This window comes from Roseixanthobacter finlandensis (genome assembly GCF_043195105.2).
Classification (GTDB): Bacteria; Pseudomonadota; Alphaproteobacteria; order Rhizobiales; family Xanthobacteraceae; genus NCEH01.
The window spans coordinates 4574499-4601448 of sequence record NZ_CM195536.1 but is presented as its reverse complement, the minus strand read 5'-3'; the positions used below and the strand labels follow the sequence as shown (position 1 = coordinate 4601448).

The window sequence follows — 26950 nt, the reverse complement described above, 5'->3', positions numbered from 1 at the left end:
TGGCGATGATGCGCACAGATCGGGAGGTCACATGCCGTCCTTAAGCGAGATCGAGCGTATCGGACTGGCGGCGCTCGGGCGTGCCGGCGTGCCGGCGGACCATGCCGAACAGCAGCTCAGCCTGCTGGTGGAGGCGGAATTACGCGGCTATCCCTCGCACGGTCTCCTGCGGCTGTCGCGGATCCTGGAGCGCATCGCCAATGGCGTGGTCGATCCCCGCGCCACGGGCGAGGGCCGCTGGCGCGGGGCGGCGCTGCTGGAGGTGGACGGCATGCAGGGGCTCGGCCCGGTGGTCGCGCTGAATGCGCTCGACACCATCGCCGCGCGCGCCAAGGACACCGGCATCGCCATGGCGGCGATCCGCCGATGCGACCATCTGGGCATGCTGGCCTGGTATGCCGAGAAGATCGCGCGCAAGGGTCAGGTGCTGCTCGCGCTGACCATCAGCGAGGCGCTGGTCCATCCCTGGGGCGGGCGCAAGGCCATGCTGGGCACCAATCCCATCGCCATCGGCGTGCCCGCGCAGCCGAACCCGTTCGTCTTCGACATGGCGACCAGCATCGTCGCCATGGGCAAGATCCATGATCATGCGGCGCGCGCAGAGCCGATCCCGCTCGGCTGGGCGCTCGATGCGCACGGCGATCCCACCACCGACGCCACCGCGGCGAAGGCCGGCGCCATTGCCCCGTTCGGCGGGGCGAAAGGCTATGGGCTGGGGCTCGCCTTCGAAGTGCTGGTGGCGAGCCTTGCGGCCTGCGCGCTCGGGCCCGACGTGCGGGGAACGCTGGATTCCACGCATCCCTGCAACAAGGGCGACGTCTTCATCGTGATGGAGCCGGCGGCGCATATGGCAGGGCTCGTCTCCCAGTTTCTCGACGATCTGCGCACCTCCATGCCGTCGGACGCGGACCATCCGGTCCGCATTCCGGGCGACCGGGCGTTCGAGACCCGCAACGCACAGATGGGGCGGGATATTCCGGTCGCGCCGGCGGTGTGGGCGCACATGCTCGGCCTGGCCGGGGAAAGTGCGGATCTCGCGCGGACCATCGGCCATGCATGAGGGCGGGTGCGCCTTGTGGCCAGCTTGGTTCGGGCGGCGAGATTATATATTTTATAGCATCACGCGTTCTGGGTTTGATTCTCAATGACCACCAACAATCAGGAATTGCCTTCCTTCGCGCGCCTCGTCGCGCTGGAGGACGCGCGCCCGGCTTATCCGCAGTCGCTGGTGGAGCTGGCCTACGAGCAATTGCTGTCGATGCTGGTGACGATGAAGATCGCGCCCGGCGCCCATATCGGGATCGAGGCGCTCGCGCGCAAATTGCAGATTTCGCAGACCCCGATCCGCGAGGCGCTGACGCTTCTGGAAGCGCAAAAGCTGGCGCACAAGATCCCGAATGTGGGGTTCCGGGCCGCGAGCCTGCTCACCCGCGAGGAAATCGCCGATCTGTTCGAGCTGCGGCTTCTGATCGAGCCGCAGGCGGCGGCCTTCGCGGCCGAGCGGAGCGACGAGACCGCGTTGCGCGCGCTGGCGAAGCTCTCCGGCGAGATGTCGCTGGCGCAGACCGGCGATGAGCTCGCCTATGCCCAGTTCGCCGAGGGCGACGCGAAGCTTCACCATCTGGTGGCCACCGCGAGCGGCAACAGGTTCATTGCGGAGACCATCGAGGGGCTGCACGTGCACCTTCATATCTTCCGCTTTCTGTTCAAGACCAATGCGCCGTCCGAGGCGGTGAAGGAGCATGAAACCATCATCGAGGCGCTGCTCGCCCGCGATCCGGTGGCGGCGGAAGCGGCCATGCGCGCGCATTTGCATGCCTCGCGGCGGCGCATGGATCAGGCGTTCGCGGAGCAGGAGCGCGGGGCCGCGCCCGGCGACACCCAGGGCGGGGAAGGGCAGCCGCCCCGCGCCCCGCGCACCCGCCGGCGCCGCACCGTGTGATCCGCTTTCCTCCAAGAATCCGGTTGCCTCCAAAATTCCGCTTGTCTGCAAGATTTCGAGCCGGGGTTTGACAGGAAAATTGCTGACCCTTAAAATCCTATATGATATAGAAAACTACCTTTAAGGGCGACGGCAGACGTAGGGGCGACCGCCACGGGCGGGATGCTCGGCGCCCGTGAATGCCGCGCCTGACGCAGATCGACGGTTCCAAGCCCTGGGGGCATCAGCCCCCGGCCGCGCAACGAAGAACAAAGACACCAACGGGAGGACTTACGATGGCACTGCCTCTTGCAGGCATACGTGTGCTCGACATTACGCAGGTCATGGCCGGTCCGTTCTGCTGCATGCTGCTGGCGGACATGGGCGCGGACGTGATCAAGATCGAACCGCCGGGCACCGGCGATTCCACGCGCCATTCCATGGGCTTTCGCCTGAAGGGCACCGACAGCCCTGGCTTTCTCGCGCTCAACCGCAACAAGCGCAGCATCACGCTTGACCTGAAGTCGCCGGCTGACCGGGAAGTCTTGTACGCACTGGTGAAAACCGCCGACGTGCTGGTGGAAAACGGCCGCCCCGGCGTCGCGGCGCGCCTGGGCATGGATTACGACACGTTGCGGCCGCTCAATCCGCGGCTGGTCTATGCGAGCATTTCCGGCTTCGGCCAGACCGGCCCCTGGTCCCAGCGTCCCGGCTTCGACCTGATCGCCCAGGCGGTCACTGGCGTTCTGAGCTCGAACGGATTCCCCGGCATGGAGCCGGCCAAGAATTCCATCGCGGTGGCCGATCTCGGTGCCGGCCTGTTCTCGGCCTATGCCATCCTCAGCGCCGTCATCGGCCGGCAGGCCTCGGGGGAGGGGCAATATATCGACGCCTCCCTGTTCGAGGCCGCGCTGGCCCTGTCGATCTGGGAAACCACCGAACTCTGGGGCACCGGCAAGTCGCCCACCCCGATCGGCTCGGCGAACCGCATGTCCGCGCCCTACCAGGCGGTCCAGGCGTCCGACGGCTGGTTCGTCATCGGCGCCGCCAACCAGGGCCTGTGGCTCACCTTCCTGAAGGTGATCGGGCGGGAGGAATTGCAGCAGGACGAGCGGTTCTCGACCAATGCGGCCCGCGTCACCAACCGCATCGTGCTGATCGAGGCGCTGGCGCCCACCTTCCTCACCCGCACCCGCGCGGAATGGATCGAGGCCATGCTGGCCGCCGGCGTGCCCACGGCCGACATTCTCGATTATGGCGAGGCGCTCGCCAGCGAGCAGGCGGTCGCCCGCGACATGGTGCAGATGGTGCCGCACCCGGTGGAAGGCGAGTTCCGCGCGCTCGGCTTTCCGGTGAAGCTCAGCGCAACGCCCCAGGAATTGCGCCTGCCGCCGCCGCTGCTCGGCGAGCATGGGGAGGAAATCCGGCAAGAACTCATCAGCAAGGGGCTGCTTGGCCCGAACGACACCAGGAGTGAGCGCGATGAGCAGCCCGTGCATCAAGTTTGAGAAGACCGGCGACGTCGCCCGCATCACGTTTCACAATCCGTCGGCGCATAACGCCCTGACCAGCCAGATGTGGCTGGATCTGCGCGATGCGGCGCGCGCGATCGCCGAGGATCCCGCGATCCGGGTGGCGGTGCTGCGCGGCGCGGGCGGCAAGGCGTTCGTCTCCGGAACGGATATCTCCGGCTTCACCAAATTCACCAGCGGCGCCGATGGGCAGGCTTATGAGCACACCATCGACGAATGCATGAGCGCCGTCGATGCCATCCCCGTCACCACCATCGCCGTGGTGGATGGCTGGGCGGTGGGCGGCGGGCTCAACATCGCGTCGAGCTGCGATTTCCGCATCGCGACGCCGAGCGCCCGCTTCGGCTCGCCCATCGGCCGCACGCTGGGCAATTGCCTCTCCGCTCAGAGCGTCGCGCGCATCGGCGGGGCGATCGGCGTCGCCGTGGCCAAGCGCATGGTGCTGCTGGGCGAGATCATTTCCGCCCAGGAACTGGTCGCGAGCGGCTTCCTGCTGCGGCTGGTCGAGCCGGACGCGATGGAGGGGGAAATCGAAAGCCTCTGCCGCCGCGCGGCGGAGAATGCGCCGCTGACCACGCGCGCCACCAAGGCGACGTTGCGCAAGATGATGTTCGGCAATCTGCCGAACGTCGATGCCCTGATCGAAGAGGTCTATGGCAGCGACGACTTCCGCCTCGGCGTGCGCGATTTCCTCGCCCGCACGAAGGTGGTCCCCCAATGGACCGGCTCCTGACGCGGGGCCGCTGAACGCGGCAAGACGATGAGCGAGGGCGGCGCCGTGCACCGGCGCCGCCTGTTATTGCGCCGCGAACGGCGCGCTGCGCCTACCCGAACTCACCGGGTCTCCGGCGCCGTCGCCGCGTCCGCGCGCGCCTTGTGCGCCGCATCGGCCTGTTGCTTGCGCTCGGAATAGCGGTCCACCAGATAGTCCGCGCGGTCGCGCGCCATCAGGGTGAATTTCATCAATTCCTCCATGACGTCCACCACCCGGTCATAATAAGGCGATGGCTTCATGCGGCCGGCCTCGTCGAATTCCAGATAGGCCTTGGCGACCGAGGATTGGTTCGGGATCGTCACCATCCGCATCCAGCGCCCGAGCACGCGCAGGGCGTTCACGGCGTTGAAGGATTGCGAGCCGCCGCTGACCTGCATCACCGCCAGCGTCTTGCCCTGGGTCGGGCGAACCGCGCCGAGTTCCAGGGGAATCCAGTCGATCTGGCTCTTGAAGATGCCGGTGATGGTTCCATGCCGCTCCGGGCTGCACCAGACTTGGCCTTCGGACCAGGTGGAGAGCGTCCGCAGTTCCTGGACCTTGGGATGATCCACCGGCACCGTGTCGGGCTGCGGCAGGCCGCGGGGGTCGAAGATCCGCGTCTCCGCGCCCATGCGCGTAAGCAGGCGCGCCGCCTCTTCGGTGAGCAGCCGGCTGTAGGAGCGCTCCCGCAGGGAGCCGTAGAGCAGCAGGATGCGCGGCGGGTGGGTGGACGCGCCGGGCAGGGCCAGTCTTTCGACGTCGGGTGCATCGAAATAGGCGTCGTCGAGCGCGGGAAATACAAGGTCCAAGTCATGCGCCATGGCACGGTTCCAAGAGATCAAAGGCTGGCGGGAAGGGATTTCCGCGAGAGGAGGGCGGCGGCCCAGAAGCCGCCGACCAGCACCAGGGAGCCGGCGATGGTGGCGATCAGGACCGCATCATAGTTGCCCGACCACGCCCAGAGCGCGGCCGCGCCCACCGGCGCCAGCGCCCGCGCCACCATGCCGGGCGCCGCCAGTATGCCATTGACGGCGCCATAGGAATCCGGCGTCAGCATTTCCGGCACGGCGAGCCCGCGCACGATGGTCATGATGCCGTTGGCGCCGCCATAGAGCGCGGCGACGAAGGCGACGAGCGCGAAGCTCGGGGGCAGGGCCTGAAGCGCGATCAGCGCCGCCGGAAAGGCCACCACCACAAAGCAGCCGATCAGCCGGACCGAAGCGCGCGGCGCGAACACCCAGATGGCGATCCGCCCGGCCACCTGCGCGGGGCCGATGATCGCCATCGCCGCGACCACGGTTGCGGTATCGAAGCCGCGCTCCACCAGCAGCGGGTAGAAGTGAAACGTGAAGGCGGAGAACGTCCCGTAATAAGCGGTCAAGGCCAGGGCCAGAGCCCAGAAGGTCGGCTGGCGCACCACCGCGCGAATGGCGGTGCTACCGGAAAAGGCGAGGCGCTTGGTCGAGACCCGCTGGGGGAAATCCGCCCGCGGATTGATGATCAGCCCATAGAGGCCGGCGCACAGGACAAGATTGATGGCGCCGAGCACCATCAGCGTGCCGCGCCAGCCGCAGGCGTCCATCAGGATTTGCACCAGCGGAATGAACACCGTGGAGGCAAAGCCGCCCCATAATGTCAAAGCGGTGATGCCGGCCCGCGCCCCGCGCGTTCCGCTGCGCCGGGCCACCACCGCGAAGGCGGGCTCGTAGAGCGTCGCCGCTTGCAGCACGCCGACCCCGGCGGCGAAGAGATAGAAGGCGCCGAGCGTTTCCACCCGCGACCAGCCGAGCAGGCACAATCCGGCCAGGAATGATCCCAGCCCCATGACGAGGCGGCCATGGCCGCGATCGATCGCGGCGCCGACCGGATAGGCGGCAAGGCCGGCGAGCACCAGGCCCAGGGTTGCCGCGCCATAGATTTCGGGCTTCGTCCAGCCGAGATCCCGCCCCATGGCTTCGGCGATCAGGGGAAAGCTGTAATAGAGCGACCCCCAGGAGCAGATCTGGCCGACGCCCAGCCCGGTAATGAACAGGCTGCGCCCGCTCAGCGGGGTGAAGCCGGGCGCGCCTTCCACCAGCTCGCTCATGGGCAGCAGTCGGATTTCGGCGCGTCGGCATTCACCATCCGCTCGGAATCGATCAGGCAGCGCGTGACGTCCATCCAGGCTTCGACCGCCACCTTGAAGGCCTCGCGCCCTTTGTCGGTGAGCGTGTAGACCTTGCGCGCGCGGCCGCAGACCACTTCGCTCGCCGAGGTGAGATAGCCGCCCTCCTCGAACTCGCGCAGCACGGGATAGATGGTGCCTTCGGTGGGCGAGCAGCAGCCGTTCGTGGTGCGCTCCACCGCGCGGGCGACGTCATAGCCGTGCATCGGCTTGTGGTGCAGCACGCTCAGGATGAAGAATTTGGACAAGCTCATCTTGATGGTGCCGTTCCAATAGGCGCGGCTCAAGAAGTCGGGGACGGGCTTGGCGACGGCGACAGGCATCGAAGGTCCAGTCAACGAGGGGCCGGATTGGGCGATCGATATACATTGATCATCGATGCGTCAATGACCGATGCATAGCCCGCCCCACGCATGCCTTTGCCTCCCCATGCCTGGCCCCGCGCGGCGGGAACCGCCGGCCCTCTGTCCAGCCGCGCCGCCGAGGCATTGGGCGCCTGCGAACACAGGCGCCCCGCGAGGGGATGGGGTTTCAGGCGGCCGATGCGGACGCACCCGCGCTCGCAGACTTGCCGATGGCGTCGAGCTTTTTTTGCAGGGCGAGCCGGTCGAGGGAGCGGAACGGCAAGGCGGTGAAGATCGAGATCCGGTTGTTGAGCATCCGGAAGGTGTCGGCGAAGGCCAGCGCGATTTCGGCGGGTGAACCCGTGGCGGCGGCTGGATCGGGGATGCCCCAATGGGCGGTCATCGGCTGGCCCGGCCAAACCGGGCAGGCTTCCCGCGCGGCGTCGTCGCAGACGGTGAAGACGAAATCCAGCTCCGGCGCGCCCGGCTGGGCGAACTCGGTCCAGCTCTTGGAGCGCAGCCCGCTGACATCGAAATTCATGCCGCGCAGCAGCTTCAAGGTCTCGGGGTGCACGCTCTCCCTGGGATGGCTGCCCGCCGAATAGGCCTTGAACCGGCCTATTCCCAGCCGGTTCAAGATGCACTCGCCCATGATCGAGCGTGCCGAATTTCCCGTGCACAGGAACAGGACGTTGAAAATCTTATCCTCGCTCATATTGCCTCCTCAGGCCGTGGCCTGCCGGTTCAAGGTGAAGTCCGTGGCGCCTTTCTGGGGCGTCTTTCTGGCGTCGATCCCGTCAGCATGTCCCGGCCGGACCGAGCGGGCCTCGTTCGCATCCACCTTCGCGCTCCGCTGCTGGGCGCGCTCTCGATTTAATATGATATGTCGAGAAATATGGAAATGTCGAGAGGATTCGACGCGAACGCCCGCTCCGGCTTGCGCGGGCGAGGTTGGGCCGCGCGAGGCGGCCTGGATTGGGACATTATGGCCGACCGCCTGGGCCTGTATTTCCCTTTCGGCAGGCAGCATACTCCGGCTGGGGAGTCGGGGATGATCAAGCGGCTGGGGCGGCAGTGGCGCGGCGCGCGCATCGTGGCGTGGGCGATTGTCTACGCGCTGGTGTTCCAGGTCGTCCTGACGAGCGCCTTCCAGACGAGCGCCTTATTTGCCAGCCGCGCGTCGAGCACCGCGCCCGGCCTGTTCCAGATCTGCCAGAACGATCCCTCCACCGCGGAGCCGCACGGACCTGCGGACGATCGCACGACGGCGTTCGTGCACTGCCCGCTTTGCCTCTCCCGTGTGGATCTGGCGATCCTTCCGACACCGCCCGCGACCCCCGTCATCGCCCGGCTTGCGGTTCTGTTCCGGTTCCAGCCCGGCGCGGTCAGCGATCTCACCTCGTCCGGCGTGCGCCTGGCGCACCGGCCGCGCGGGCCGCCCATCGCGGCCTGACGCGCCGCCGGCCCTGCTGGCGTTGAATCTCCTCATTCCGATCTAGCCGAGCCCCCGGAGCGGCAGCGCGCCTTTGCGCGTTGCGCCGCCCTGCGTGCCGTGGCCGGCCCCAACCTGAATTTTTGGAAACGCCATGAAACCGCTAACCAATACCCCGCTTCCCCGAGCGCTGCGCCGAATGACGGCCCTGGCTCGTCCCTCGCTGGCGGCGCTCTGCCTCACGCCGTTCGCGATCGGCGCGGCGATGGCGCAGGCGGCTGAGGATCTGCCGACCATCATGGTTCGGCCCTCGACCCCCGCCGCCGTCGCCAGCGGGCAAGGCTTTGGTCCCTATACGCCAGCCGACACCGCCTTCATTTCCGTCCCCGAAGCCCAGAATGCGACGCTGTGGACCAGCGATTCCGGTTCGCTCATCTCCCGCATTCCGGGCGGCGCGGCCTGGGGCGCGGGCGGCGTGTCCAGCCTGCCGGCCGTCAACGGCATGGGGGCCGACCGGGTGCAGGTCGCCATCAACAACATGATCTTCAGCCCGGCCTGCCCGAACGAGATGAACCCGCCGCTGTCCTATGTGAACCCGGCGATGATCTCCTCGGTGAAGGTCTATACCGGCACCGCGCCGGTGAGCGTCGGCGGCGATTACACGGGCGCGAAGGCGGACGTCACGCTCGCCCCGCCGAAATTCACGCCCGGCCAGGCGCTCAATGTGTCCGGCAGCCTGTCCGGCTTCTACCGCAGCAACGGCAATTCCTACGGCACCGACTTCAACGGCACCGTTTCAAACCAAGATACCAGCGTGACCTATACCGGCGGCTGGGCGCGGGCGAGCGATTATACGTCCGGCAACGGCACGGTCATCAAGTCGACCATGTATGAGACCCAGAACCACGCCTTGACCATCGCCAAGCAGGTCAATCAAAGCCTGTTCACCTTCCAGATCGGTGGGCAGTTCATCCCGTACCAAGGCTATGTGAACCAATATATGGACATGGTCGACAATAAGAGCATCTATGCCAACGGCAATTACGAAGGCCTGTTCGACTGGGGCAAGCTCGAAGCCTCGATCTTCGCCAACCGCGTCCGCCACACCATGGGCTTCATCCAGCCGGACAAGACCGGCGACATGCCCATGGACACCCGCAGCACCGACCTCGGCTATCGGGTGAAGGGCACCATCGGCGCGTCGCCGATCGATATCGTGCGCGCCGGCAACGAGCTTTATTACAACAATCTCGACGATTGGTGGCCGCCGGTGGCAGATTCCATGATGATGGGGCCGAACACGTTCGAGAACATCAATAACGGCCAGCGCCTGCGCTTCGGCTATTTCGGCGAATGGGAACGCCATCTCGACGCGCAATGGACCACCATCATCGGCCTGCGCAACGATATCGTCTGGATGAACACCGGCGACGTGCAGGGCTACAATGAAATGATGTACGGCGCCAACGCTGCCGCCTTCAATTCCCAGAGCCACGCGCGCACCGACTTCAACATCGATGGCTCCGCCATCCTGCGCTATGAGGCCAACGCCTTCAGCCTTTATGAGCTCGGCCTGTCCCGCAAGACCCGCTCGCCGAACCTGTACGAGCGCTATGCCTGGTCCACCAACGGCATGGCCATGCAGATGATCGGCTGGTTCGGCGACGGCAACGGCTATGTGGGCAATCTCGATCTGGTGCCGGAAAAGGCCCACACCTTAAGCTTCACGGCGGATTGGCACGATCCGGCGCAGAAGGTCTGGCAGGTGCGGGTTTCGCCTTATTACAGCTATGTGCAGGACTATATCGACGTGCAGCGCTGCGCCCTGCCGGGATGCCTCGCCAATTTGCCGAACAATCTCACCGTCGACAACACGTTCGTCTATCTGCAATTCGCCAATTACGACGCCTGGCTCTACGGCGTGAACATCGATGGCAAGCTGGCGCTGTGGGACGATCGCAGCTACGGCCAGGGCGCCTTTCGCGGCGGCCTGAACTTCGTGCGCGGACAGCGCACCGACGGGGTCAATCTCTACCATATCATGCCGGTCAACGCGACGCTGGCGCTGGACCATACCCTCGGCAATTGGAGTTCGAGCGTCGAAGTCCAGCTCGTGGGCGCGAAAACCAATGTCAGCCAGGTGCACAACGAGCTGGAGACCTCGGCCTATGCCCTGCTCAACTTCCGCACCAGCTATACGGCGGGCCAGCTCAAGGTCGATTTCGGCATCGATAACATCCTCGATACGCAGTACGACCTGCCGCTCGGCGGCGCGAACCTGGTCAATTACCAAGTCTCCAGCATGATGGGCACTTCGACCGCCTGGGGCTATCCGGTCGCCGGCTATGGCCGCTCCATCAATACGCGGGTGACCGTGTCTTTCTGAGTCTTCGCCAACTTAAGCGGCGCGTCCCTGCGAGGACGTGCCGCACGACTTTGGTCTACGGTTGTCGGCGTGCCAATGTCATACTGTGGTCCGACGAACCTTCGAGACATCTTGATCTTGGCCAAGCCGCGCACATCCTGGAGAGCCTGGGCCGCCATCGCGGCGGCCTATCTGCTCGTCCTCCAGATGCTGGCCGTGGGGCTTGCCGCGGGCGCCCAGGCGGCCCAAGTGGCAGCCCAGGTGTCGGCAGCCCAGGGTCCGGATGCGTTCGCCATCCTCTGTTCCAGTGCCCCGGCCGAGGACGCGTCCCAGACCGGGGACGGGACCCCTTCCCATCATGACGGGCTGGACTGCTGCGTCATGGGCTGTCCCATGTTCGGGCCGGCCGCCGCACCGCCGCCGGCGGCGGAGGGGTTTGTCGTGCCGGTCCGCCATGCGGCATCGATCCTCATGCGCGGCGCGGACGTTTCCGCCGCGCCGGGCCAGCGTCGGTCCCCCAGCCGCGCCAGGGCTCCACCCACGATCGCCTGACGCCTGCCTTCGCGCAGGAAATGTCCGCCGATCGTGACATCCGGTCCTCCCCTGGAGGAGGCCGTATCGTGGAGCTAAATCATGTTGAATTCCCTCCGTTTTCCCGGCGCGTTCTCGCGCATCTGCCGCCGCATGTATCTCGAAGAGGCCCTGGCGGCCCTGGCCTTCGCCATGTTCCTGCTCACCCTCTCCGCGCAGGCCCTGATGGCGCACGAGTTCAAGGCCGGCGCGATCGAGATCGATCACCCCTGGACCCGCGCGACGCCCGCCGGCGCCAGCGTCGGTGCCGGCTATCTGGTGCTGAAGAACGGCGGCACGACGCCCGACCGCCTCGTCTCGGCCACCGCCGAGGTCGCGCAGAAGGTGGAAATTCACGAGATGTCCATGAAGGACGGGGTGATGACCATGCGTCCGGTGGCGGGCGGCATCGCCGTTCCCGCGCAGGGCTCCGTGGCGCTGAAGCCGGGCTCCTATCACCTCATGCTCATGGGGTTGAAGCAGCCCCTGAAGCAGGGCGCCATGGTCAATGGCACGCTGACCTTCGAGAAGGCCGGCACGGTGTCGGTTCAGTTCAAGGTGGAATCCATCGCCGCCCAAGGCAGCGACGATGGCGGGCACGACCATATGAAGATGCCGTCCGGCAAGTGAGCCGCCGGTCGTGAAAAGCGCCAAGCTCTCCGGCGGCACGCGGCGTTGTCGCGTTCGCGGTTCGCGTTGGTGGCCTCGGCCGTGCGCTCGGGGCGGCGCGGCGCTTTTCGCCTGCCCTTCGCCCGAATATCGGCACAGGAGCCGCCTTCCATGGGCATCATCAAGCTGAGACCCGTGCCGTCTCCCGAAATGCAGGTGCGCACCGTCGCGATGGTGGACGGGGGCTTGGACAGCGCCGATCTGTTTCGCACGGTGCGCACGGTGCGCATCGTTCATGGCGATCAGGTCTATACCCTCACCCTGACCTCCAAGAACAAGCTGATCCTCACCAAATAATCGCTCGCGTGCGCGCCGCGCCCAACCGCACGGCGGGTCCTGCGGCGGGTCGCGACAGAACAGCGATCCTTATGAATTGCCCTAACGTAAGTCCATGAGGCGCAATCACTGCAGGACGATCCCACCGGGCAAGGCTGCGGGCCTTGAATGCCAGCCGGTACCCCCCTGCATCGCCTCCGCACGACAAAGAATCGTCATATCCGTGCGCCCGGCCGCGCCTCCACCTTGACATGAAGCGGAGGTTGGCCGCTCCTGAACGCGCGAATGGTTCTTCCGGCATGACGCACATGCCGGAGGTGAAATGGGAACGGGGGAGGGGCCGATGACGCCCTGAGCCCCGACCGCCCCCGCGACTGTGAGCGGCGAGCGGCCTTCCACGATGTCACTGAAGCGATCCCCTCAAGGTGAGCTTCGGGAAGACGGAAGGCATGCAGCGACCCGCGAGTCAGGAGACCGGCCAGGCGCACGGATCTAACGCAGGCCGTCGGGTGAGACGGCGGAGGAGCAGTCATGCATATCGAACCCGGTCTCGTGGATAGTGGGAAAATCTGGCTCAGCTACGTCACCGCAGCCGGTGCCGGCGGCTATGCCGTGAAGCTGGCCTATGAGGCTGTCCGCGAGCGCGGCATCCTCTCCTTTCTGTCGCGCAGCGTGATCGCGAGCGCCCTCGTGTTCTCTTTCTTCGAGGTGCTGCCGCATTATCCCGTCGGGGTCTCGGAGGTTCACCTGATCCTCGGCTCGACCCTGTTCCTGATCTTCGGCATGGCGCCGGCCGCCATCGGCCTTGCCGCCGGCCTGCTGGTGCAGGGCATCTTCTTCGCACCGTTCGACCTGCCGCAATTCGGCATGAACGTCACGACGCTGCTGGTGCCGCTGTTCGCCCTGCAGGTCGTGGCCCAGAAAATCATCGCGCCCAACACGCCTTATGTGGAATTGCGCTACCGCCAGGCGCTCGCGCTCTCCACCACCTATCAGGCGGGCATCGTCGGCTGGGTGGCCTTCTGGGCGCTGTATGGCCAGGGCTTCGCGGCGGATAATGTCGCGGCGATTTCCACCTTCGGCGGCGCCTACATGCTGGTCATCATCATCGAGCCTTTGGCCGACCTTGCGGTGCTCGGCGCCGCCAAGGCGCTGAGCCGCCTGCGCGGCTCCATGCTGCTGGAGCGCCGTCTTTACGAAGCCGTCTGAGGCGCATCTCTCGATGTCCGTGGGCGGCTTCGCCCACGGACATGTTGCCGCAGCGGTACTTCCCGGGAGAACGCGCGGGCCGCGTGCCCTATAACCGGGGCATGATGTCGCCCCCATGTGCCTCATGAGCCGTTCCGCGCCGGCCTGGAAGCTGCCTTTCGCGCTTCTTGCCGCCTATCTGCTCGTCTTGCAGATGGTGCTGGCGGGGTTCGCGCTGGGCGCGATGGCGGCGCCCGATTCGGCCGATCATCAAGGCATTTTCTGCTCCGCCTCGGGTGCGCCCGACGGCGCTCCTGACGAGGCCCCCGATCCGTCGCAGGCGGGTCATTTCGACTGCTGCACCCGCAGCTGCCCCATGCTGGGCGGCCTGCTCATCACGCCGCCGCCCGCCGCTGAGGTGTCGGCGGTCGGCTTCGTGGTTGCGCCCGGACCGGTGCCGCCCCCCGATCCCGGCGCAAGGTCGAGCTACCCCCGCAATCAACGAACGGCCAGAGGGCCGCCCGGCGCGGACTAATCGTCCGCCCGCGGATCCCGTGCGCGCCGCTTCCCCCGCGTCTTCCTGCGAAGGCGCCGAGGAGCTGCGCGTCTTTCGATCCGTGATGCGCTGATCGCCCTCCGCGCAACCCAATTCGTTGAAGTGCAACCATGATTCAGCCCCCCGCACCGCGCGGCGGAAAGCGGCTTTGCGCCGCTCTCCTGCTCGCGACCACGCCAGCGCTCGCCCAGAACGCCCTCGCCCAGAACGCCGTCGAGCTTCCCGAAATCACGGTGCAGGACGGCGGAGCCGGCTCCCTGCTCCTGCCGCAGATCCAGAAGCTTAAGATCCCGAACGAGACCGGCAGCCTGGTCGGGCTCACCCCGTTCGAGACCCCCGCGGCGATCGACATCGTGACCCAGCAGGAGATGCAGGAACGCGGCCTCAACACCCTCACCGAGGTCTATAATACGGTGCCGGGCGTGATGGCCGGCAATTTGCCGGGAGAGCCGGGCGTCACCTCCATGCGCGGCTTCTCGCGCGGCGCCGTGGGCTATTCCGTGGACGGGATGCAGGTGCCCGATCCGCTGCTGGTCTCGCGCAATTACGACAGCTTCAGCTTCGACCGGGTGGAGATCCTCAAGGGCCCCGCCTCGGTGGTTTCCGGCAATGGCGCGCTCGCCGGCTCCATCAATCTCGTGACCAAGCAGCCGTCCTTCGAGCGCAATTTCGGCCAGGCCATCGGCAGCATCGGCAGTTTCGACACCTACCGGGTCGGCGCCGATTACAATGTGGTGGTCAACCCGAACCTGGCGCTGCGCGCGAGCGGGATCTATTCGCAGTCGAACGGCTATATCGACGACACGGGCTCGACCCAGGGCGCCTTCACCCTCGGCGCCACGGTGAAGCTCACGGACCGCCTCACCAACACAACCTCGGTGGATTATTTCCACGATGATTACGAGACCCCCTATCAGGGGGCGCCGCTGATCGCGCGGTCGGCCGCGCTTTCCCCGTCCAATATCGTCTCGGCGCCCGGCGGTCTCGTCATTGACGAGGCGCTGCGCAACAAGAATTACAATGTCTATAATGGCGAAATGAGTTCCACCGCCTGGTGGGTGCGCAACCGCACCGATTATGAATTGAACGACGACTGGACCATCCGCAACGATTTCAATTATTATACCGCGAGCCGGGTGTGGGCGAACTCAGAGGACTTCACCTATAATGCCGCGACCGGCCTCCTGAACCGCAGCACCACGTATATCTCGCACGATCAGAACGTGTGGTCCGACCGCGTCGCCGCCCTGTATGACGGCCAGCTCTGGGGCATGCGGCACCGGTTCGCGGCGGGGGTCGAATATATCGACACCACCTTCTATTCCCAGCGCCGCTTCGGGAACACCACGCCGGTCAGCCCCTATTTCCCGGCGCGCGGCTATTTCCCGGCGGATACGGCGGCGAATTTCCCGACCCGCCAGGATTATGACAGCCAGGTCGGCACCGCGGCCGTCTTCACCGAGGATGCGGTGAACATCACCGACAAATGGCTGGTGGTGGGCGGCATCCGCTATGAGAACATCCAGCTGGATCGCCAGATCTTCAATCTGAACACAAACGGGCTCTCAACCTTCGACAATACGTACGACAGCGTGTCCTGGCGTGTCGGCACGGTCTATAATATCCTGCCCGAGACGGCGCTCTATGCGCAGTATAATCAGGCGACGGTGCCGATCTCCAGCCTGCTGCTGAGCAATCTCGCCAATTCCCAATTCGAATTGTCCTATGGAAACTCGGTCGAGGCCGGCATCAAATCCGCCATGTGGGACAATCGTGTGGTCACGACGGCGTCGATCTATGAGATCGAGCAGTACAACATCCTGACCCGCGATCCGCTCAACCCCGCCCTGACCGTACAGGGTGGCTCGCAGCGCTCGCGCGGTGCGGAGGCGGAAATCGCCGTGGCGCTCACCGACCGTTGGAAGGTGATGGCCAATGTCTCCTACATCAATGCGGAATTCACGCAGCTCTACAGCGCCTCGGCCAATCTGGCCGGCAACCGGCCGCCGAACGTGCCGGAGCTGACCTATATGTTCCTCACCAGCTACCGGTTCGAGCGGATTCCGCTGACGGTGAGCGGCTCCCTGCAATATGTCAGCTCCTTCTATACCGACACCGCCAACACCATCGAGGTGCAGGGCCGCACCGTGTTCGATGCCTGGCTTGATTATGAGGTGGGCAAGGGCACCGTGCGCCTGCGCGGCAAGAATTTGACCAACGAATTCTATGCCGATTGGTCGGGCTATAGTGCAACCCAAGTCTATATCGCGCCGCCGCGCAGCTTCGAACTGTCCTATGCGGTGAAATTCTGAACCCCGGCCGCCCGGCGTCCATGTGGCGCCGGGCGGCGGGTGTGGGAGATGTTCCATGCGGGATGCTCGATGGTCCGCCGCCGCCCTCTATCGCGCGGTCTGGCGCTGGCATTTTTATGCGGGGCTCGTTTGCGCTCCGTTCCTGATGATCCTTGCCGTGACTGGCGCCATCTATCTCTTTAATGACGAGATCAATGATTTCGTCTATCCGAACCTGCGGTTTGTCCCTGCGGTGCAAGGCGCGGTGCCGCTCAGCGAAATGGCCGCCGCCGCCCTTGCCGCCCATCCGGGCGGGACGGTCACGCGCATCGACACGCCGAAGGGCGAGGGGCGCAGCGTCGAGGTGTTCGTGACGCCGCAGCAGGGCGAGCCGCGCCGGGTGTTCGTCGATCCCAGCACCGCGCGCGTCCTCGGCTCCTATGTCTATACGCGCACCTTGGTGGGCTTTGCTGATGTCGCGCACGGCTCGCTGATGCTCGGCACGTTCGGCGACGCCATGGTGGAGCTTGCGGCCTGCTGGGGCTTCATCCTCATCGTCACCGGCCTCTATCTCTGGTGGCCGAGGACGGGGAGGGGGATTGCGGGCGTCTTCGTGCCGCGCTGGCGCCTCGGCGGGCGCGCGTTCTGGAAGGAATGGCACGCGGCCATCGGCCTCTGGACGGCGGTGCTGGTGATGTTTCTCATCCTCACCGGCCTGCCCTGGGCGAATGTCTGGGGCGATCTGCTGCGGCGCGGCACCGATTTCGCCGGCATCGGCTATTCTTCGAGCCATCGCGGGCATGGGGCGAGCATCATTTCCACCACCGTCAAGCAGGCGACCGACGGCGCCGGCCCCTGGACCACGGAAAATGCCCCAGCTCCCCAGTCGGACGCTCCCCAATTGGCAGCCCCCCAGTCGGATCCGCATGCGCACCTTGGCGCGGCCATGGCTCCGGCGGCGCAGGCGGGATCGCAGGCGATCGGCGTCGACGCGGTGGCGCAGGTGGCGGCGGCGCATGGCATGACCGGACCCTACCGGCTGAACCTGCCGCGCAATCCCACGGCGGCCTATATTGTCTTCAGCTATCCCGACCAGCCGGAAGGCCAGCGCACGCTCTATGTGGACCAGTATTCGGGACGCGTGCTCGACGACGTCGGCTTCGCGGACTACGGCATCGCCGCCAAGGCGGTGGAACTGGGCGTGCAACTCCACATGGGGAATTATTTCGGCCGCCTGAACCAGATCGTCATGCTGATCCCGTGCCTTGGCATCCTCTTCCTGTCGATCAGCGGCCCTTACATGTGGTGGCGCCGTAGGCCGAGCGGGCGGCTCGCCGCGCCGCGCGCGCTCGCGGCGCCCACCTTGCGGACGCTGGTTCTGTTGATCATCGCGCTGGCCATTCCCTTCCCCCTCGCCGGCGCCTCACTGCTGCTGTGCCTGGCCCTGGATGGGGCGGTGCGGGCGTTGCGGCTCCCGCGCGCGGCCTGAGGGCGCGCGGGATCCATCCTTGCCGGAGATAATTGTAAACAGTATACAGATTGGAGCCGTTCGGCTGCCCGGTCCCCTCGCCGGGCGCTCGAACCGCCGGGGTGACAAGCGGACGGGCGCCGCCGCGCATCGCAGCGCCGGCGCGCGGATCCCGCAGAAGGTGTGCGCAAATCCAATCGGGGAATGACCATGGCCTACGCGACGACGGACGACGGAGTGCGCCTGCAGTATGAGGAAACCGGCACCGGCCGGCTGGTGATCTTCGTCCATGAGTTCGCCGGCGATATCCGCAGCTGGGAACCGCAGATGCGCCATTTCGGCCAGCGCTATCGCTGCGTCGCCTTCGCCGCGCGCGGCTTTCTGCCCTCCGACGTGCCGGAAAGCGCCGCCTCCTATTCCCAGGCCCGCGCGGCCGACGATATCGCCGCCGTGCTCGCGGCGACGGGGGAAAAGCAGGCCCATGTGGTCGGCCTGTCCATGGGCGGGTTCGCGACCTTGCATTTCGGCCTGCGCCATCCGCAGCTGGCCCTGTCGCTGTGCGTCGGCGGGTGCGGCTATGGGGCCGAGCTGGAGCAGCGCCCCCGCTTCCAGGCCGAGGCCGACACCATCGCCGCCTTCATTACTTCGGCTGGCATGCCCGCCTTCGCCGAGAAATATGCCTATGGGCCGACCCGCGTTCAGTTCGAGAACAAGGACCCGCGGGGCTTTGCCGAATTCAAGCAGATGCTGGCCGAGCATTCGGCCCTGGGCTCCGCCAACACCCAATTGGGCGTGCAGCGCGAGCGTCCCTCGCTCTACACCCTCGTGGAGGAGATGAAGCGGCTGACCGTGCCCACGCTGGTGATCACCGGCGACGAGGATTGGCCCTGCCTCACGCCCGGCGTGCTGATGAAGCAGCATATTCCCTCGGCCGCCTTGGCGGTGATGCCCAATTGCGGGCACACCATCAATCTGGAGGATCCCGACGAATACAACCGCCTCGTCGGCGATTTCCTGACCAAGGTGGATTGCGGCCGCTGGCCGACCCGCGACCCGCGCGCCATGAGCGCCTCCATCACCGGCATGAAGGACTGAGCGCCAAAGCGTGAGAGCCTGGTTTGCAAACAGGCTCTCGTGGCAAACAGGCGCTCATTCCAAACCTGTTCTCAGGCGCAGGCGTTTTCGGCGAGCCACCAGGCGAGAAGGCTGGCGGCGCGCATGAAATCCTCCATGTCCATGGCTTCGTGCGGATTGTGGCTGCCGTTCTGGTTGCGCACGAACAGCATGGCGGTGGGAATGCCGGCGGCGGCGAATGCGGCGGCGTCATGCGATGCCGGGCTGCCAAGCGTCATGGCCGGAATGCCCAGCGCCCGCGCGCCCTCCACCAGCCGCGCGCGGATTGAGGCGTCCATCTTGCCCACCACGGCGCTCGCCCGCGGCCCCATGTGGAAGCTCACGCCGCGCCGCCGTTCGATGTCGGCGATGATGTCGCCCATGCCCCGCTCCAGCTCCGCCAGTTGCGCGTCGTCATAGGCGCGCACGTCCAGGCTGAAATGGAAGGCGCCGGGCACCGTGGTCAGGCCGTGCTTGGCCGGATCGGTGTGGAAGCGCCCGAGCGTCACGGCCATGGGCCGCCCCTCCGCCTCGTGCGCCGCCCACAGCCGATCCATCCCCGCCGCAAATTCCGCCGCGGCCATCACGGCATCGCGGCGAAACCGGCGCGGAAGCCCCACATGGGCGTATTCACCCGCGATCCAGGCATTGGGATAGCGGAAATTGCCGGGAATGGCGGTGCACACCGCGAGCGGAAGGCCGGCCTCCACGAGGCTCGGCGCCTGTTCGATATGCACTTCCAGGAAGGCGCGGACCGCGCGCGGGTCGAGATGCCGGTGGCCCGCGCGGAGCAGCGCGGGATCGCCGCCGCACGCTTCCAGATGGTCCGCCAGCGTGCGGCCGGTATCGATGCGCCGCGCGTCGAGCGCGCCCGGCGGCAGCGTGCCGAGCGCCGCGCGGCTGCCGAGATAGGACACCTCGAACCACACGCTCTCTTCCGCCCGCACCCCCATCACGGTGATATCGCAGGCCGGAGTGAGCCCGAGCGCCCGCAGGGTCGCGACCGCCACCAGCCCCGCCACCACGCCGGCCGCGCCGTCGAAATTGCCGCCGTGCGGCACGCTGTCGAGGTGCGAGCCGGTGAGGATGCGGGGCGCCGCGCGGTCGCGGCCGGGCAAGGTCATATAAGTGTTGGCGGCGGCGTCGGTCGCAATATCGAGGCCGAGGCGCAGGGCATGGTCGCGCATCAGGCCGTGGGCGAAATTCTCGCCGGCGCCATAGGTGTCGCGGGTGATGCCCGGCGTGTCGATGCTGCCGTTCCGCAGGGACTCGAACAGGCGCGTGGCGAGGTCCAGCTGGGCGGCGGTGGCCGCGACGAGGGCCTCAGGGGAGGGCAATGGCGCGGCCCGTGACGTCTGCACGGGCGACGTCTGGGCGGGCGATGTCTGGGGATACGAAGTCATGGGCCGCGGCCTCATTCCGCCGCCAGCCGCGCCATGGCGAGGGCCATGGCGGTGGCGGCGCGCGAGGGTTCGATGACGGGGAGGCCGAGCGCGTCTTCCAGCGCGGCGCGATGGCGCGCCATGCCGGCGCAGCCGAGGATGAGCACATCCGCCTGCTGCGCATCGCGCAGGAAGGCGCCGGCCGCGATCATGCGCTCGCGCGTGCGCCCATGGTCCGCCAGTTCCGCGACGCCGAGGCCGATCGCCTTGCTGCCGGCATAGCGCGGAAATACGCCCAGCATCCGCGCCTGCCGCTGCTGGCGCCGCACCGAGGCCTCCAATATGGCGATGACCCCGAACCGGTCGCCGCGCATCATGGCGGCGAAGGTTCCGGCCTCCCCGATGCCGAGCACCGGGCGCGCGGTGCGCTCGCGCGCGGCGATCAGGCCGGGGTCGCTGTAGCAGGCGATCACATAGGCGCTTGCGGCTTCGCGGCCGACATAATCGAGCACGAGGCGCGTCGCATGCTCCACGTCGCCTTGGGTTTCGACGCCGGGCGGCCCGTCATGCAGCGTCACGCATTGGATCGCCGGCCCGTCCGGGGACGCAAGGTCGCGCACCGCCGCCGCGATCTCGGCCGTGACAGCGGCATTGCTGTTGGGATTGATCACCAGGATCCGGTTTGCGGCGGCATCCGTCATGGTTTCAGGCCCTCCCGGCCGGCGCGCGTGCGGGAAAGATGGCGGCGCCGAAATTCGTCGCCGGGTCGGTCTCCGGCACCGGCGGCGGCGTGCCGGCGGCACGGCCGGAGGCGGCGCGGGGAATGAAACGGCCGGAGCCGGGCGCGGCGTGCAGCGCGCTGTCGTCGATGATCACCTCGCCGCGCCGGATGATCGTGGTCGGCCAGCCCGTGACCTCCCGGCCCTCGAACGGGGTATAGCCCACGGTGTCGTGCAGATCCGCCGCGCGCAGGGTGACGCGCCGGTCCGGCTCCCACAGCGCGAGATCCGCGTCGGAGCCGACCGCGATCGTGCCCTTGCGCGGGAACAGGCCGTAGAGCTTGGCGGCATTGGTGGCGCTGAGCGCAACGAAGCGGGCAAGGTCGATCCGCCCTGCGTTCACCCCTTCCGAGAACAGCAGCGGCAGGCGCACCTCGATGGCGGGAATGCCGTTGGCGATATCCTTGAAGGTGGGGGTCGCGCTGCGGGCGAACTTGCCGCTCGCGTCCATGCGATAGGGGGCATGGTCGGACGAATAGATTTGCAGCGTGCCGTCCGCGAGCCCCGCCCACAGCGCCGCCTGCTCCACCGGGCCGCGCGGCGGCGGGCTGAAGCAGAATTTCGCCCCCTCATAGCCGGGGAGATCCAGATCGGCCGCACTCAGCAGCAGATATTGCGGGCAGGTCTCGCCGAAGATGGCCCGGCCCTCGGCCCGCGCCGAGCGAATGGCACCGAGCGCTTCCACGGTCGAGACATGGACGATGAGCAGCGGTGCGTCCGCCAGGGTCGCCAGCGCGATGCAGCGCCGCACCGCCTCGATTTCCGCGAGGCGAGGATGGCTCATGGCGTGGTATTTCGGCGCGGTGAAGCCGCCGGCGATCAGCTTCTTGGCCATCCATTTGATCATGCCGTTGTTCTCGGCATGCACCATGGCCATGGCGCCGTGCTCCCGGCACACCCACAGCAGATCCAGGATCTGTTCGTCGCTCACCGCGATGAGATCATAGGCGGTGAACAATTTGACCGAGGTGATGCCTTCGGCGATCAGGCGCGGCAGGTGATCGTTCAGCAAATCCTCGGTCGGATCGCTGATGAGCGCGTGGAAGGAATAGTCGAGGATGGATTTTTCCCGCGCCCGGCGGTGATAATCGTCGAACACGTCGGGCAGGTTCTGGCCGCGATGCTGGGCCGCGAACGGCACGATGGTGGTGGTGCCGCCGAATGCCGCCGCGCGCGACGCTGCGAAGAAATCGTCCGCGCCCATCAGGCCGTAGGAGGAGACCTGCTCGATGTGGCAATGGGCATCGATGCCGCCGGGCAGGACGAGCCGCGCGCTCGCGTCCAGCTCGCGCGCCCCGCGCTCCAGCTCCAGCCCCAGCGCCGTGATGATGCCGTTCGCGATGCCGACATCGCAGCGGGAGAGGCCCGCTTCGGTCACCACCATGCCGTTGCGGACCACGAGATCGAATGCGGCGGCCATGGGTTTCGGGTCCTGATGCGGGCGGGTCCGGTGCGGGCTCTGGAGCGCTTCGCCGGGCGGGAGGGGACAGCTGCGCGGCGCGGGACGCCGTGCGCCCGGCCGAGGCGAAAGCCACGTCTGATCATATTGCCTACTGTTGACACTTGTCCATACTATGGACCAAACCCACCCGCCGGCGCACCCATGCGGCGGGTGGCGCGGCCGGGATGCGGGCGAGGCGAGGGCGAGGCGAGGGCGAGCATGGCGAAGATTGCGGTCCAGAATGCGGGCGCTTCCCTTGGCGGCTACGATCCCGACAGCCGGCTGCCCGCCTTCGTCGCGGCGCGGGCCGCTTTCCTCGCCGGGCGCTCCACGCCGCGCATGCTGCTTGAGGAAAGCCTGGAGCGCATCGAGCGGCTCGACAACGTCATCCAGGCGTTCTGCTTTCTCGATGTGCCCGGCGCCCGCGCGGCTGCCGATGCCGCCACGCAGCGCTATGCGCAGAACCGCCCGCTGTCGCCGCTCGATGGCTGTCCCATGGGCATCAAGGACACCATCAATGTGCGCGGCATGCCCTCGAAGATGAACAGCGCGGTGTATGATGACACGCCGGTGCGGTTCGATGCGGCGAGCACTTATGCGCTGCGGCAGGCGGGCGCGGTGCTGCTCGGCAAGACCCATGTGCCGGAATTCGCCATGGGCAAATCCCCGCCCACCCGCAACCCCTTCGATGCCCGCCGCACCGCCGGCGGCTCCTCCAGCGGGTGCGGGGCGGCGGTGGGGGCGGGGATGGTGCCGGTCGCGCTCGGCAACCAGACCGGCGGCTCGCTGATCCGCCCCTCTTCCTTCAATGCCAATTACGGTTTCAAGCCCACCCATGGGGCGCTGAATGTCGGCGGCATGCATCCCATTGCCCCGAGCCAGGATCATATCGGCCCCATGGCGGCGAGCCTCGCCGATTCCTGGCTGACCGCCTGGGAGATTTCCGCGCGCATCGGCGGCCATAACGGCCATCCCGGCCTCTCCGGCGCGCCGGCCATGCCGCGCGCCCTGAAGCCGCTGCGCCTCGCGCGCCTGGACACCCTCGGCATGGCGCAGCTGGACGAGGCGACGCGGGAGGCCATGGCGCAGATGTGCGCTCGCCTCGCGGCGCTCGGCGTCGGCCTGCTGGACCGCGATTGCGACGACAAGATCGCCATGCTGGAAGACCTGCTGCTGGAAGCGGACGAGGTGTCCGACCGGATCTTCGTGTACGAGCTGCGCTGGCCGCTGGTGGCCTATCTCGACGCCAGCGGCCCCGAGGCCATCAGCGCGACCGCCAAGGCCCGGCTGGATCGCGGCCTTGCCATGACCCCCGCCGATTATCGCCAGGCGCTCGCCAAGCGCGACCGCATCCGCGCCCAGGTGGCGCTGGTGGGCCAGCAGGTGGATGGCTTCATCACCCTCGCTTCCTCTGGCCCCGCGCCGTTCGACGGGGTGGACCAGGCGGGCACCGTGGACCGGCCGAATGCACATCTCTCCACCGGCAGCCGCAGCTTTCTCAGCCCCTGGTCCATGGTGGGCGGCCCGGCCTTCTCCCTGCCGCTGATGGCGGTGGACGCCATGCCGGTCGGCCTCCAGGTGATGGGCACGGCGGACACCGACTACCGCCTGACGGCGGTGGCGCGCTGGCTCGACGAGACCTGCGGGTGAGCGCGGGCGAAATTCGGCCGGCCTGAATTTCGGCGACGCACATTTTGCCGAAATTCACGGAGGAGCGTGTTTGGTTACGCGGAGAAGCTTTTAAACCGAAGCTTTCTCCGTGGGCACCAAGTGTTTCACGTGAAACATTTCTTGCTCGAACCTTGTTTTACATGGGGTTGCGGCAGGGCGAAGCATAAGCGGCACCCCTGATCCTGGCGCACCTGGGATTTTTGCAAAAAATATCCTGAATTTCGCAATCAGGATTTTTCCGCGGCGGCGCGCACATCCGCGCAGATCGCCTCCAGCAACCGCCCCGGCCAGCGCGGGGGAAGAGACGCGCCGATGAACATCATGCGCGTGCGCCGATCGCCGCCCGGCCACCCCTCGAGCCATTCCGGCGGCGCGAACACATGCTGCACGCCATGGACCAGCGCCGGCCGCTCCGGCATTTCGGCAACGAAAACCAGGCCTTTGACCCGCAGCAGCCGGTCGCCGGCCTGGTCCGCCAGGGCCTGGAGAAACAGCGCCAGGGCGATGGCGGGGATGGGTGCCTCGCGGGTCAGGGCAATGGCGTCGTGCCCGCCGGAATGGCGCGCCGCCTGATCCAAAAGTCCCGTCGCGATCTGCCGGACGCGGGCGGCGCCGCTGCCGCACAGCAGCCCCGCTGCGGCCTCTTCGGGTTGAAAAACCCTGTCCGCGGAAGGGTTGAGGGCGTTCAGATCCTTAAGCAGGCCGGCCGAGGCGGGCGCGAGGTCGGTCTTCGTGATGAGGAGGCGATCGGCCACCGCCACCTGTCGGCGCGCCTCCACATGGTCGGCCAAAGTGGAGGGTCCATGAACCGCATCCACCAGGGTCAGGACCCCTTCGAGGGTGAAGCGGGCCGCCACCGCCGGGTCGCTCATGAGGGCCTGGAGGATCGGCACCGGGTCCGCCAGCCCGGAGGTCTCGATGATGATGCGGTCGAACGCCACCTCGCCTCCTGACCGGCGAGCATCGAGGTCCAGCAAGGTGTCGATCAGATCGCTTCGCACGGCGCAGCACAGGCAGCCGGTGGAGAGGCGGATCAGGGCATCGCTGCTGCTCGCCAATATGTCGTGGTCGAGCCCGATTTCCCCGAACTCGTTCACGATCACCGCCGACCGGGCGAACCGCGGGTCGCTCAACAGCTTGCGGATAAAGGTGGTTTTTCCGCTGCCCAGAAATCCGGTCACCACCAGCACCGGGGTTGTGCCCGGTGTCGCGGCGAGAGCGGGGGCGGAGCGCCGGTCGGGCGCGGCATGGTCCGGGCGTGGCTGCGGTCCCAGCTCCGCCCGGCCGACCTTCAGCGCCGGCCCCGCCGTTCCCCCGCCCAGCGCCTTGCGCAAGGCGCCGAGCAGGCCGACGATGGAGGCCGCCGGCCGGGGCGGGCGCGCGGCGCCTCCCCTTGTCTCCAGCATCCAGCGCGCCGGCCGCTCCGCCGTATGTGCTTGCCGGATATGGAGAAAGAGGCCTGAGGCCGTGCGCACCTCAACCCCGTCCCCGCGCGCCGCGCATCGCCCCCAGATCCCCCAGAGCCGCAGGCAATCGGCGATCAGGCCGCGCAGATCGGCCTGCGTCACAAGGCGGCGCCCGCGAGAATATCGTCCGTGATCCGCCGGTGCAGCCATTGCCCGTCGGTGGGTGCGCCATGGAAATGGCCGTCCTCCACCATCACCTTGCCGCGCAGGATCGTGACGCTCGGCCACGCATCCACCGCATGCCCTTCCCAGGGCGAGTAATCGGTTTCGTGGAGGTCCTCGTTGCGGATCACCCGCCGCAGGGCCGGATCCAGCACCACGATATCGGCATCCGACCCAACGGCGATGGCGCCCTTGCGCGGGTAGAGCCCCATGATCCTTGCGGCATTGGTCGAGACGAGATCGGCGAACTGAGTCAGGGCATAGCCCCGCCGGCCGACCATTTCCGTATACATCAGCGCGACCCGCGGCTCGCACGCGGCATTGCCGCCGGTGGTGTCGTCGATGCGGTTGCCCTGGACCTTGGTCGCGAGGCTGCAGCACAATTCGTCCGTCGCCACCGCATGGATTGTGCCGTCGCGCGTTCCAGCCCAGAGCGCGGCCTGGTCCTCCGGCGATTTGAGCGAGGGATAGGTGTGGTAGATCTGCCCGTTGGGGCGGCGATAATCACCGCTGTTGTAGAGCATGTATTGGTGTAGCGTCTCGCCATAGATGGGCAGCCCCCGGGCCCGCGCCTCGCGCACCGCCGCGACCCCGGTGGCCGCGCTAACATGCATCATGTAGAGCGCCGTGCCCGGCACGCTTTCCGCCAGGCGGATGATGCGGCGGAACGAGAGGTCCTCCGAAAGCGTGTTATGCACTTCCGCCAGATTCTCGAACCCGGTGCGCCCCTCGCGGATCAGCTTGCCATACATGTGCATGACGATGTCATTGTCCTCGGCATGGATGACGCCGAGGCCGCGATGGGCCGCAAGCACCTGGAAGACTTCCCAGATGTCGCCGAAATCCACCATCCGGCCGCGCCGGCTGGGGGTGATGTCCGTGGTGAAGAGCTTGATCGTCGGATAGCCCGTCTGGATGGTTTCGGCGAGCTGGCCGGGGATGTCGGGCGGCAGGTCGCCTTCCACCATCACGTGATAGGCATAGTCGCAATGGCAGGCGCCGCGCCAATCCTGGTCGCGCCGCTCGATGGTGCCCTGGATGGTTGTGCCATGGGTCCAGCGCGCGAAATCGATGAGCGTGGTGGTGCCGCCAAACAGGGCCGCGCGGCTGACCACAGATGGCGGCTCCGTGAAGCTGGGCGGCCCGTCCGGCAGCGGCATGGGCCAGGCGCAATGCACGTGGGGATCGATGCCACCCGGCATTACGATTTTGCCCCGCGCATCGATTTCCCGTGTGCCCTCGGGCGTTTGCAAGGTGTCGGGCGCATGGAGCGAGACGATGATGCCGTCGGCGACGGCGATGTCATAGGCGCCGACGCCATGCGGCGTGATCACCGTATCTGCGCGGATTATCAGATCGATCATCGAGTTCCCAATCGGCGGCAAGGGCGGTTTCGGGGGACGCGG

Annotated in this window: 24 protein-coding genes and 1 riboswitch; of the genes, 15 read left to right on the top strand and 9 right to left on the bottom strand. The window is 67.0% G+C overall.

The window, feature by feature from the left end; translation table 11 throughout:
- Nucleotides 1–31: 31 nt before the first annotated feature.
- The 4 genes from V5G24_RS21480 to V5G24_RS21465 all read left to right on the top strand — a co-directional run bounded on the left by V5G24_RS21480 (nt 32) and on the right by V5G24_RS21465 (nt 4186).
- On the top strand, nt 32–1060 hold the full coding sequence (locus tag V5G24_RS21480; RefSeq protein ID WP_394083431.1) for an Ldh family oxidoreductase: 1029 nt from the start codon (nt 32–34) through the stop codon (nt 1058–1060).
- A gap of 84 nt (nt 1061–1144) precedes the next feature.
- Nucleotides 1145–1942 (top strand): GntR family transcriptional regulator, encoded by a 798-nt coding sequence (locus V5G24_RS21475; protein ID WP_394083433.1) that lies wholly within the window; start codon nt 1145–1147, stop codon nt 1940–1942.
- Nucleotides 1943–2217: 275 nt separating this feature from the next.
- Nucleotides 2218–3429, top strand: coding sequence for a CaiB/BaiF CoA transferase family protein (locus V5G24_RS21470; protein ID WP_394083435.1), 1212 nt, complete (start codon nt 2218–2220; stop codon nt 3427–3429).
- Nucleotides 3404–4186 carry an enoyl-CoA hydratase gene (locus V5G24_RS21465; RefSeq protein ID WP_394083437.1) on the top strand — a complete coding sequence of 261 codons (783 nt, stop codon included), beginning with the start codon at nt 3404–3406 and terminating at the stop codon, nt 4184–4186. Before V5G24_RS21470 ends, V5G24_RS21465 begins: the two co-directional genes overlap by 26 nt.
- A gap of 101 nt (nt 4187–4287) precedes the next feature.
- Here the strand turns inward: V5G24_RS21465 and arsH are convergent, their stop codons facing one another.
- The 4 genes from arsH to V5G24_RS21445 form a co-directional block, all read right to left on the bottom strand.
- Nucleotides 4288–5028, bottom strand: a complete 741-nt coding sequence (gene arsH, locus V5G24_RS21460) for an arsenical resistance protein ArsH (RefSeq protein ID WP_394083439.1) — start codon at nt 5026–5028, stop codon at nt 4288–4290.
- 17 nt (nt 5029–5045) lie between these two features.
- The gene (locus tag V5G24_RS21455; protein ID WP_394083441.1) at nt 5046–6293 is read right to left on the bottom strand and encodes an MFS transporter; all 1248 of its coding nucleotides are present in this window, start codon (nt 6291–6293) and stop codon (nt 5046–5048) included.
- Nucleotides 6290–6694 carry a PadR family transcriptional regulator gene (locus V5G24_RS21450; RefSeq protein ID WP_394083443.1) on the bottom strand — a complete coding sequence of 135 codons (405 nt, stop codon included), beginning with the start codon at nt 6692–6694 and terminating at the stop codon, nt 6290–6292. The genes V5G24_RS21455 and V5G24_RS21450 overlap by 4 nt, the downstream gene beginning before the upstream one ends.
- Nucleotides 6695–6902: 208 nt before the next feature.
- Nucleotides 6903–7430, bottom strand: coding sequence for an arsenate reductase ArsC (locus tag V5G24_RS21445; RefSeq protein ID WP_394083445.1), 528 nt, complete (start codon nt 7428–7430; stop codon nt 6903–6905).
- A 270-nt stretch (nt 7431–7700) separates the two neighbouring features.
- Between V5G24_RS21445 and V5G24_RS21440 the strand changes: the two genes are divergently transcribed.
- From V5G24_RS21440 to V5G24_RS21395, 10 genes are all read left to right on the top strand, one after another.
- Nucleotides 7701–8168: a DUF2946 family protein gene (locus tag V5G24_RS21440; protein WP_394083447.1), complete on the top strand. Its 468-nt coding sequence runs from the start codon at nt 7701–7703 to the stop codon at nt 8166–8168.
- 178 nt (nt 8169–8346) lie between these two features.
- Nucleotides 8347–10533 (top strand): TonB-dependent receptor, encoded by a 2187-nt coding sequence (locus tag V5G24_RS21435; RefSeq protein ID WP_394083449.1) that lies wholly within the window; start codon nt 8347–8349, stop codon nt 10531–10533.
- 111 nt (nt 10534–10644) lie between these two features.
- Complete coding sequence (locus V5G24_RS21430) at nt 10645–11064, top strand: hypothetical protein (RefSeq protein WP_394083451.1); 420 nt, start codon at nt 10645–10647, stop codon at nt 11062–11064.
- Nucleotides 11065–11145: 81 nt separating this feature from the next.
- Nucleotides 11146–11712, top strand: a complete 567-nt coding sequence (locus tag V5G24_RS21425; RefSeq protein ID WP_394083453.1) for a copper chaperone PCu(A)C — start codon at nt 11146–11148, stop codon at nt 11710–11712.
- A 150-nt stretch (nt 11713–11862) separates the two neighbouring features.
- Nucleotides 11863–12048, top strand: a complete 186-nt coding sequence (locus tag V5G24_RS21420) for a hemin uptake protein HemP (RefSeq protein ID WP_394083455.1) — start codon at nt 11863–11865, stop codon at nt 12046–12048.
- 248 nt (nt 12049–12296) lie between these two features.
- A riboswitch (cobalamin riboswitch) is annotated at nt 12297–12524 on the top strand.
- A gap of 34 nt (nt 12525–12558) precedes the next feature.
- Complete coding sequence (locus tag V5G24_RS21415; protein ID WP_394083457.1) at nt 12559–13236, top strand: energy-coupling factor ABC transporter permease; 678 nt, start codon at nt 12559–12561, stop codon at nt 13234–13236.
- Between the two features lie 115 nt (nt 13237–13351).
- Complete coding sequence (locus V5G24_RS21410; RefSeq protein WP_394083459.1) at nt 13352–13750, top strand: DUF2946 family protein; 399 nt, start codon at nt 13352–13354, stop codon at nt 13748–13750.
- 131 nt (nt 13751–13881) lie between these two features.
- Nucleotides 13882–16083, top strand: a complete 2202-nt coding sequence (locus V5G24_RS21405; protein WP_394083461.1) for a TonB-dependent receptor — start codon at nt 13882–13884, stop codon at nt 16081–16083.
- A 55-nt stretch (nt 16084–16138) separates the two neighbouring features.
- Nucleotides 16139–17551 carry a PepSY-associated TM helix domain-containing protein gene (locus V5G24_RS21400; RefSeq protein WP_394083462.1) on the top strand — a complete coding sequence of 471 codons (1413 nt, stop codon included), beginning with the start codon at nt 16139–16141 and terminating at the stop codon, nt 17549–17551.
- A 189-nt stretch (nt 17552–17740) separates the two neighbouring features.
- Nucleotides 17741–18625: an alpha/beta fold hydrolase gene (locus tag V5G24_RS21395; protein WP_394083464.1), complete on the top strand. Its 885-nt coding sequence runs from the start codon at nt 17741–17743 to the stop codon at nt 18623–18625.
- Nucleotides 18626–18696: 71 nt separating this feature from the next.
- Here V5G24_RS21395 and V5G24_RS21390 read toward each other — a convergent pair whose 3' ends face one another.
- From V5G24_RS21390 to hydA, 3 genes are read right to left on the bottom strand one after another with little or no spacing between them, the layout of a single operon-like run.
- Nucleotides 18697–20046, bottom strand: coding sequence for a hydantoinase/carbamoylase family amidase (locus V5G24_RS21390; protein WP_394083466.1), 1350 nt, complete (start codon nt 20044–20046; stop codon nt 18697–18699).
- A gap of 11 nt (nt 20047–20057) precedes the next feature.
- Nucleotides 20058–20726 carry an aspartate/glutamate racemase family protein gene (locus V5G24_RS21385; RefSeq protein ID WP_394083468.1) on the bottom strand — a complete coding sequence of 223 codons (669 nt, stop codon included), beginning with the start codon at nt 20724–20726 and terminating at the stop codon, nt 20058–20060.
- A 4-nt stretch (nt 20727–20730) separates the two neighbouring features.
- Nucleotides 20731–22224: a dihydropyrimidinase gene (gene hydA / locus V5G24_RS21380; protein ID WP_394083470.1), complete on the bottom strand. Its 1494-nt coding sequence runs from the start codon at nt 22222–22224 to the stop codon at nt 20731–20733.
- 240 nt (nt 22225–22464) lie between these two features.
- Here hydA and V5G24_RS21375 point away from each other — a divergent pair, with 240 nt between their 5' ends.
- Nucleotides 22465–23895, top strand: coding sequence for an amidase (locus V5G24_RS21375; RefSeq protein WP_394083472.1), 1431 nt, complete (start codon nt 22465–22467; stop codon nt 23893–23895).
- A 248-nt stretch (nt 23896–24143) separates the two neighbouring features.
- Here the strand turns inward: V5G24_RS21375 and V5G24_RS21370 are convergent, their stop codons facing one another.
- Complete coding sequence (locus V5G24_RS21370; protein ID WP_394083474.1) at nt 24144–25484, bottom strand: CobW family GTP-binding protein; 1341 nt, start codon at nt 25482–25484, stop codon at nt 24144–24146.
- Entirely contained in the window at nt 25481–26908 is a 1428-nt protein-coding gene (locus V5G24_RS21365; RefSeq protein WP_394083476.1) for an amidohydrolase family protein, read from the bottom strand. The genes V5G24_RS21370 and V5G24_RS21365 overlap by 4 nt, the downstream gene beginning before the upstream one ends.
- Between the last annotated feature and the right edge of the window lie 42 nt (nt 26909–26950).

Coding starts and splice junctions, on each gene's coding strand:
- V5G24_RS21480 (WP_394083431.1), top strand. CDS start 32: ATGCCGTCCTTAAGCGAGATCGAGCGTATCGGACTGGCGGCGCTCGGG.
- V5G24_RS21475 (WP_394083433.1), top strand. CDS start 1,145: ATGACCACCAACAATCAGGAATTGCCTTCCTTCGCGCGCCTCGTCGCG.
- V5G24_RS21470 (WP_394083435.1), top strand. CDS start 2,218: ATGGCACTGCCTCTTGCAGGCATACGTGTGCTCGACATTACGCAGGTC.
- V5G24_RS21465 (WP_394083437.1), top strand. CDS start 3,404: ATGAGCAGCCCGTGCATCAAGTTTGAGAAGACCGGCGACGTCGCCCGC.
- arsH (WP_394083439.1), bottom strand. CDS start 5,028: ATGGCGCATGACTTGGACCTTGTATTTCCCGCGCTCGACGACGCCTAT.
- V5G24_RS21455 (WP_394083441.1), bottom strand. CDS start 6,293: ATGAGCGAGCTGGTGGAAGGCGCGCCCGGCTTCACCCCGCTGAGCGGG.
- V5G24_RS21450 (WP_394083443.1), bottom strand. CDS start 6,694: ATGCCTGTCGCCGTCGCCAAGCCCGTCCCCGACTTCTTGAGCCGCGCC.
- V5G24_RS21445 (WP_394083445.1), bottom strand. CDS start 7,430: ATGAGCGAGGATAAGATTTTCAACGTCCTGTTCCTGTGCACGGGAAAT.
- V5G24_RS21440 (WP_394083447.1), top strand. CDS start 7,701: ATGGCCGACCGCCTGGGCCTGTATTTCCCTTTCGGCAGGCAGCATACT.
- V5G24_RS21435 (WP_394083449.1), top strand. CDS start 8,347: ATGACGGCCCTGGCTCGTCCCTCGCTGGCGGCGCTCTGCCTCACGCCG.
- V5G24_RS21425 (WP_394083453.1), top strand. CDS start 11,146: ATGTTGAATTCCCTCCGTTTTCCCGGCGCGTTCTCGCGCATCTGCCGC.
- V5G24_RS21420 (WP_394083455.1), top strand. CDS start 11,863: ATGGGCATCATCAAGCTGAGACCCGTGCCGTCTCCCGAAATGCAGGTG.
- V5G24_RS21415 (WP_394083457.1), top strand. CDS start 12,559: ATGCATATCGAACCCGGTCTCGTGGATAGTGGGAAAATCTGGCTCAGC.
- V5G24_RS21410 (WP_394083459.1), top strand. CDS start 13,352: ATGTGCCTCATGAGCCGTTCCGCGCCGGCCTGGAAGCTGCCTTTCGCG.
- V5G24_RS21405 (WP_394083461.1), top strand. CDS start 13,882: ATGATTCAGCCCCCCGCACCGCGCGGCGGAAAGCGGCTTTGCGCCGCT.
- V5G24_RS21400 (WP_394083462.1), top strand. CDS start 16,139: ATGCGGGATGCTCGATGGTCCGCCGCCGCCCTCTATCGCGCGGTCTGG.
- V5G24_RS21395 (WP_394083464.1), top strand. CDS start 17,741: ATGGCCTACGCGACGACGGACGACGGAGTGCGCCTGCAGTATGAGGAA.
- V5G24_RS21390 (WP_394083466.1), bottom strand. CDS start 20,046: ATGACTTCGTATCCCCAGACATCGCCCGCCCAGACGTCGCCCGTGCAG.
- V5G24_RS21385 (WP_394083468.1), bottom strand. CDS start 20,726: ATGACGGATGCCGCCGCAAACCGGATCCTGGTGATCAATCCCAACAGC.
- hydA (WP_394083470.1), bottom strand. CDS start 22,224: ATGGCCGCCGCATTCGATCTCGTGGTCCGCAACGGCATGGTGGTGACC.
- V5G24_RS21375 (WP_394083472.1), top strand. CDS start 22,465: ATGGCGAAGATTGCGGTCCAGAATGCGGGCGCTTCCCTTGGCGGCTAC.
- V5G24_RS21365 (WP_394083476.1), bottom strand. CDS start 26,908: ATGATCGATCTGATAATCCGCGCAGATACGGTGATCACGCCGCATGGC.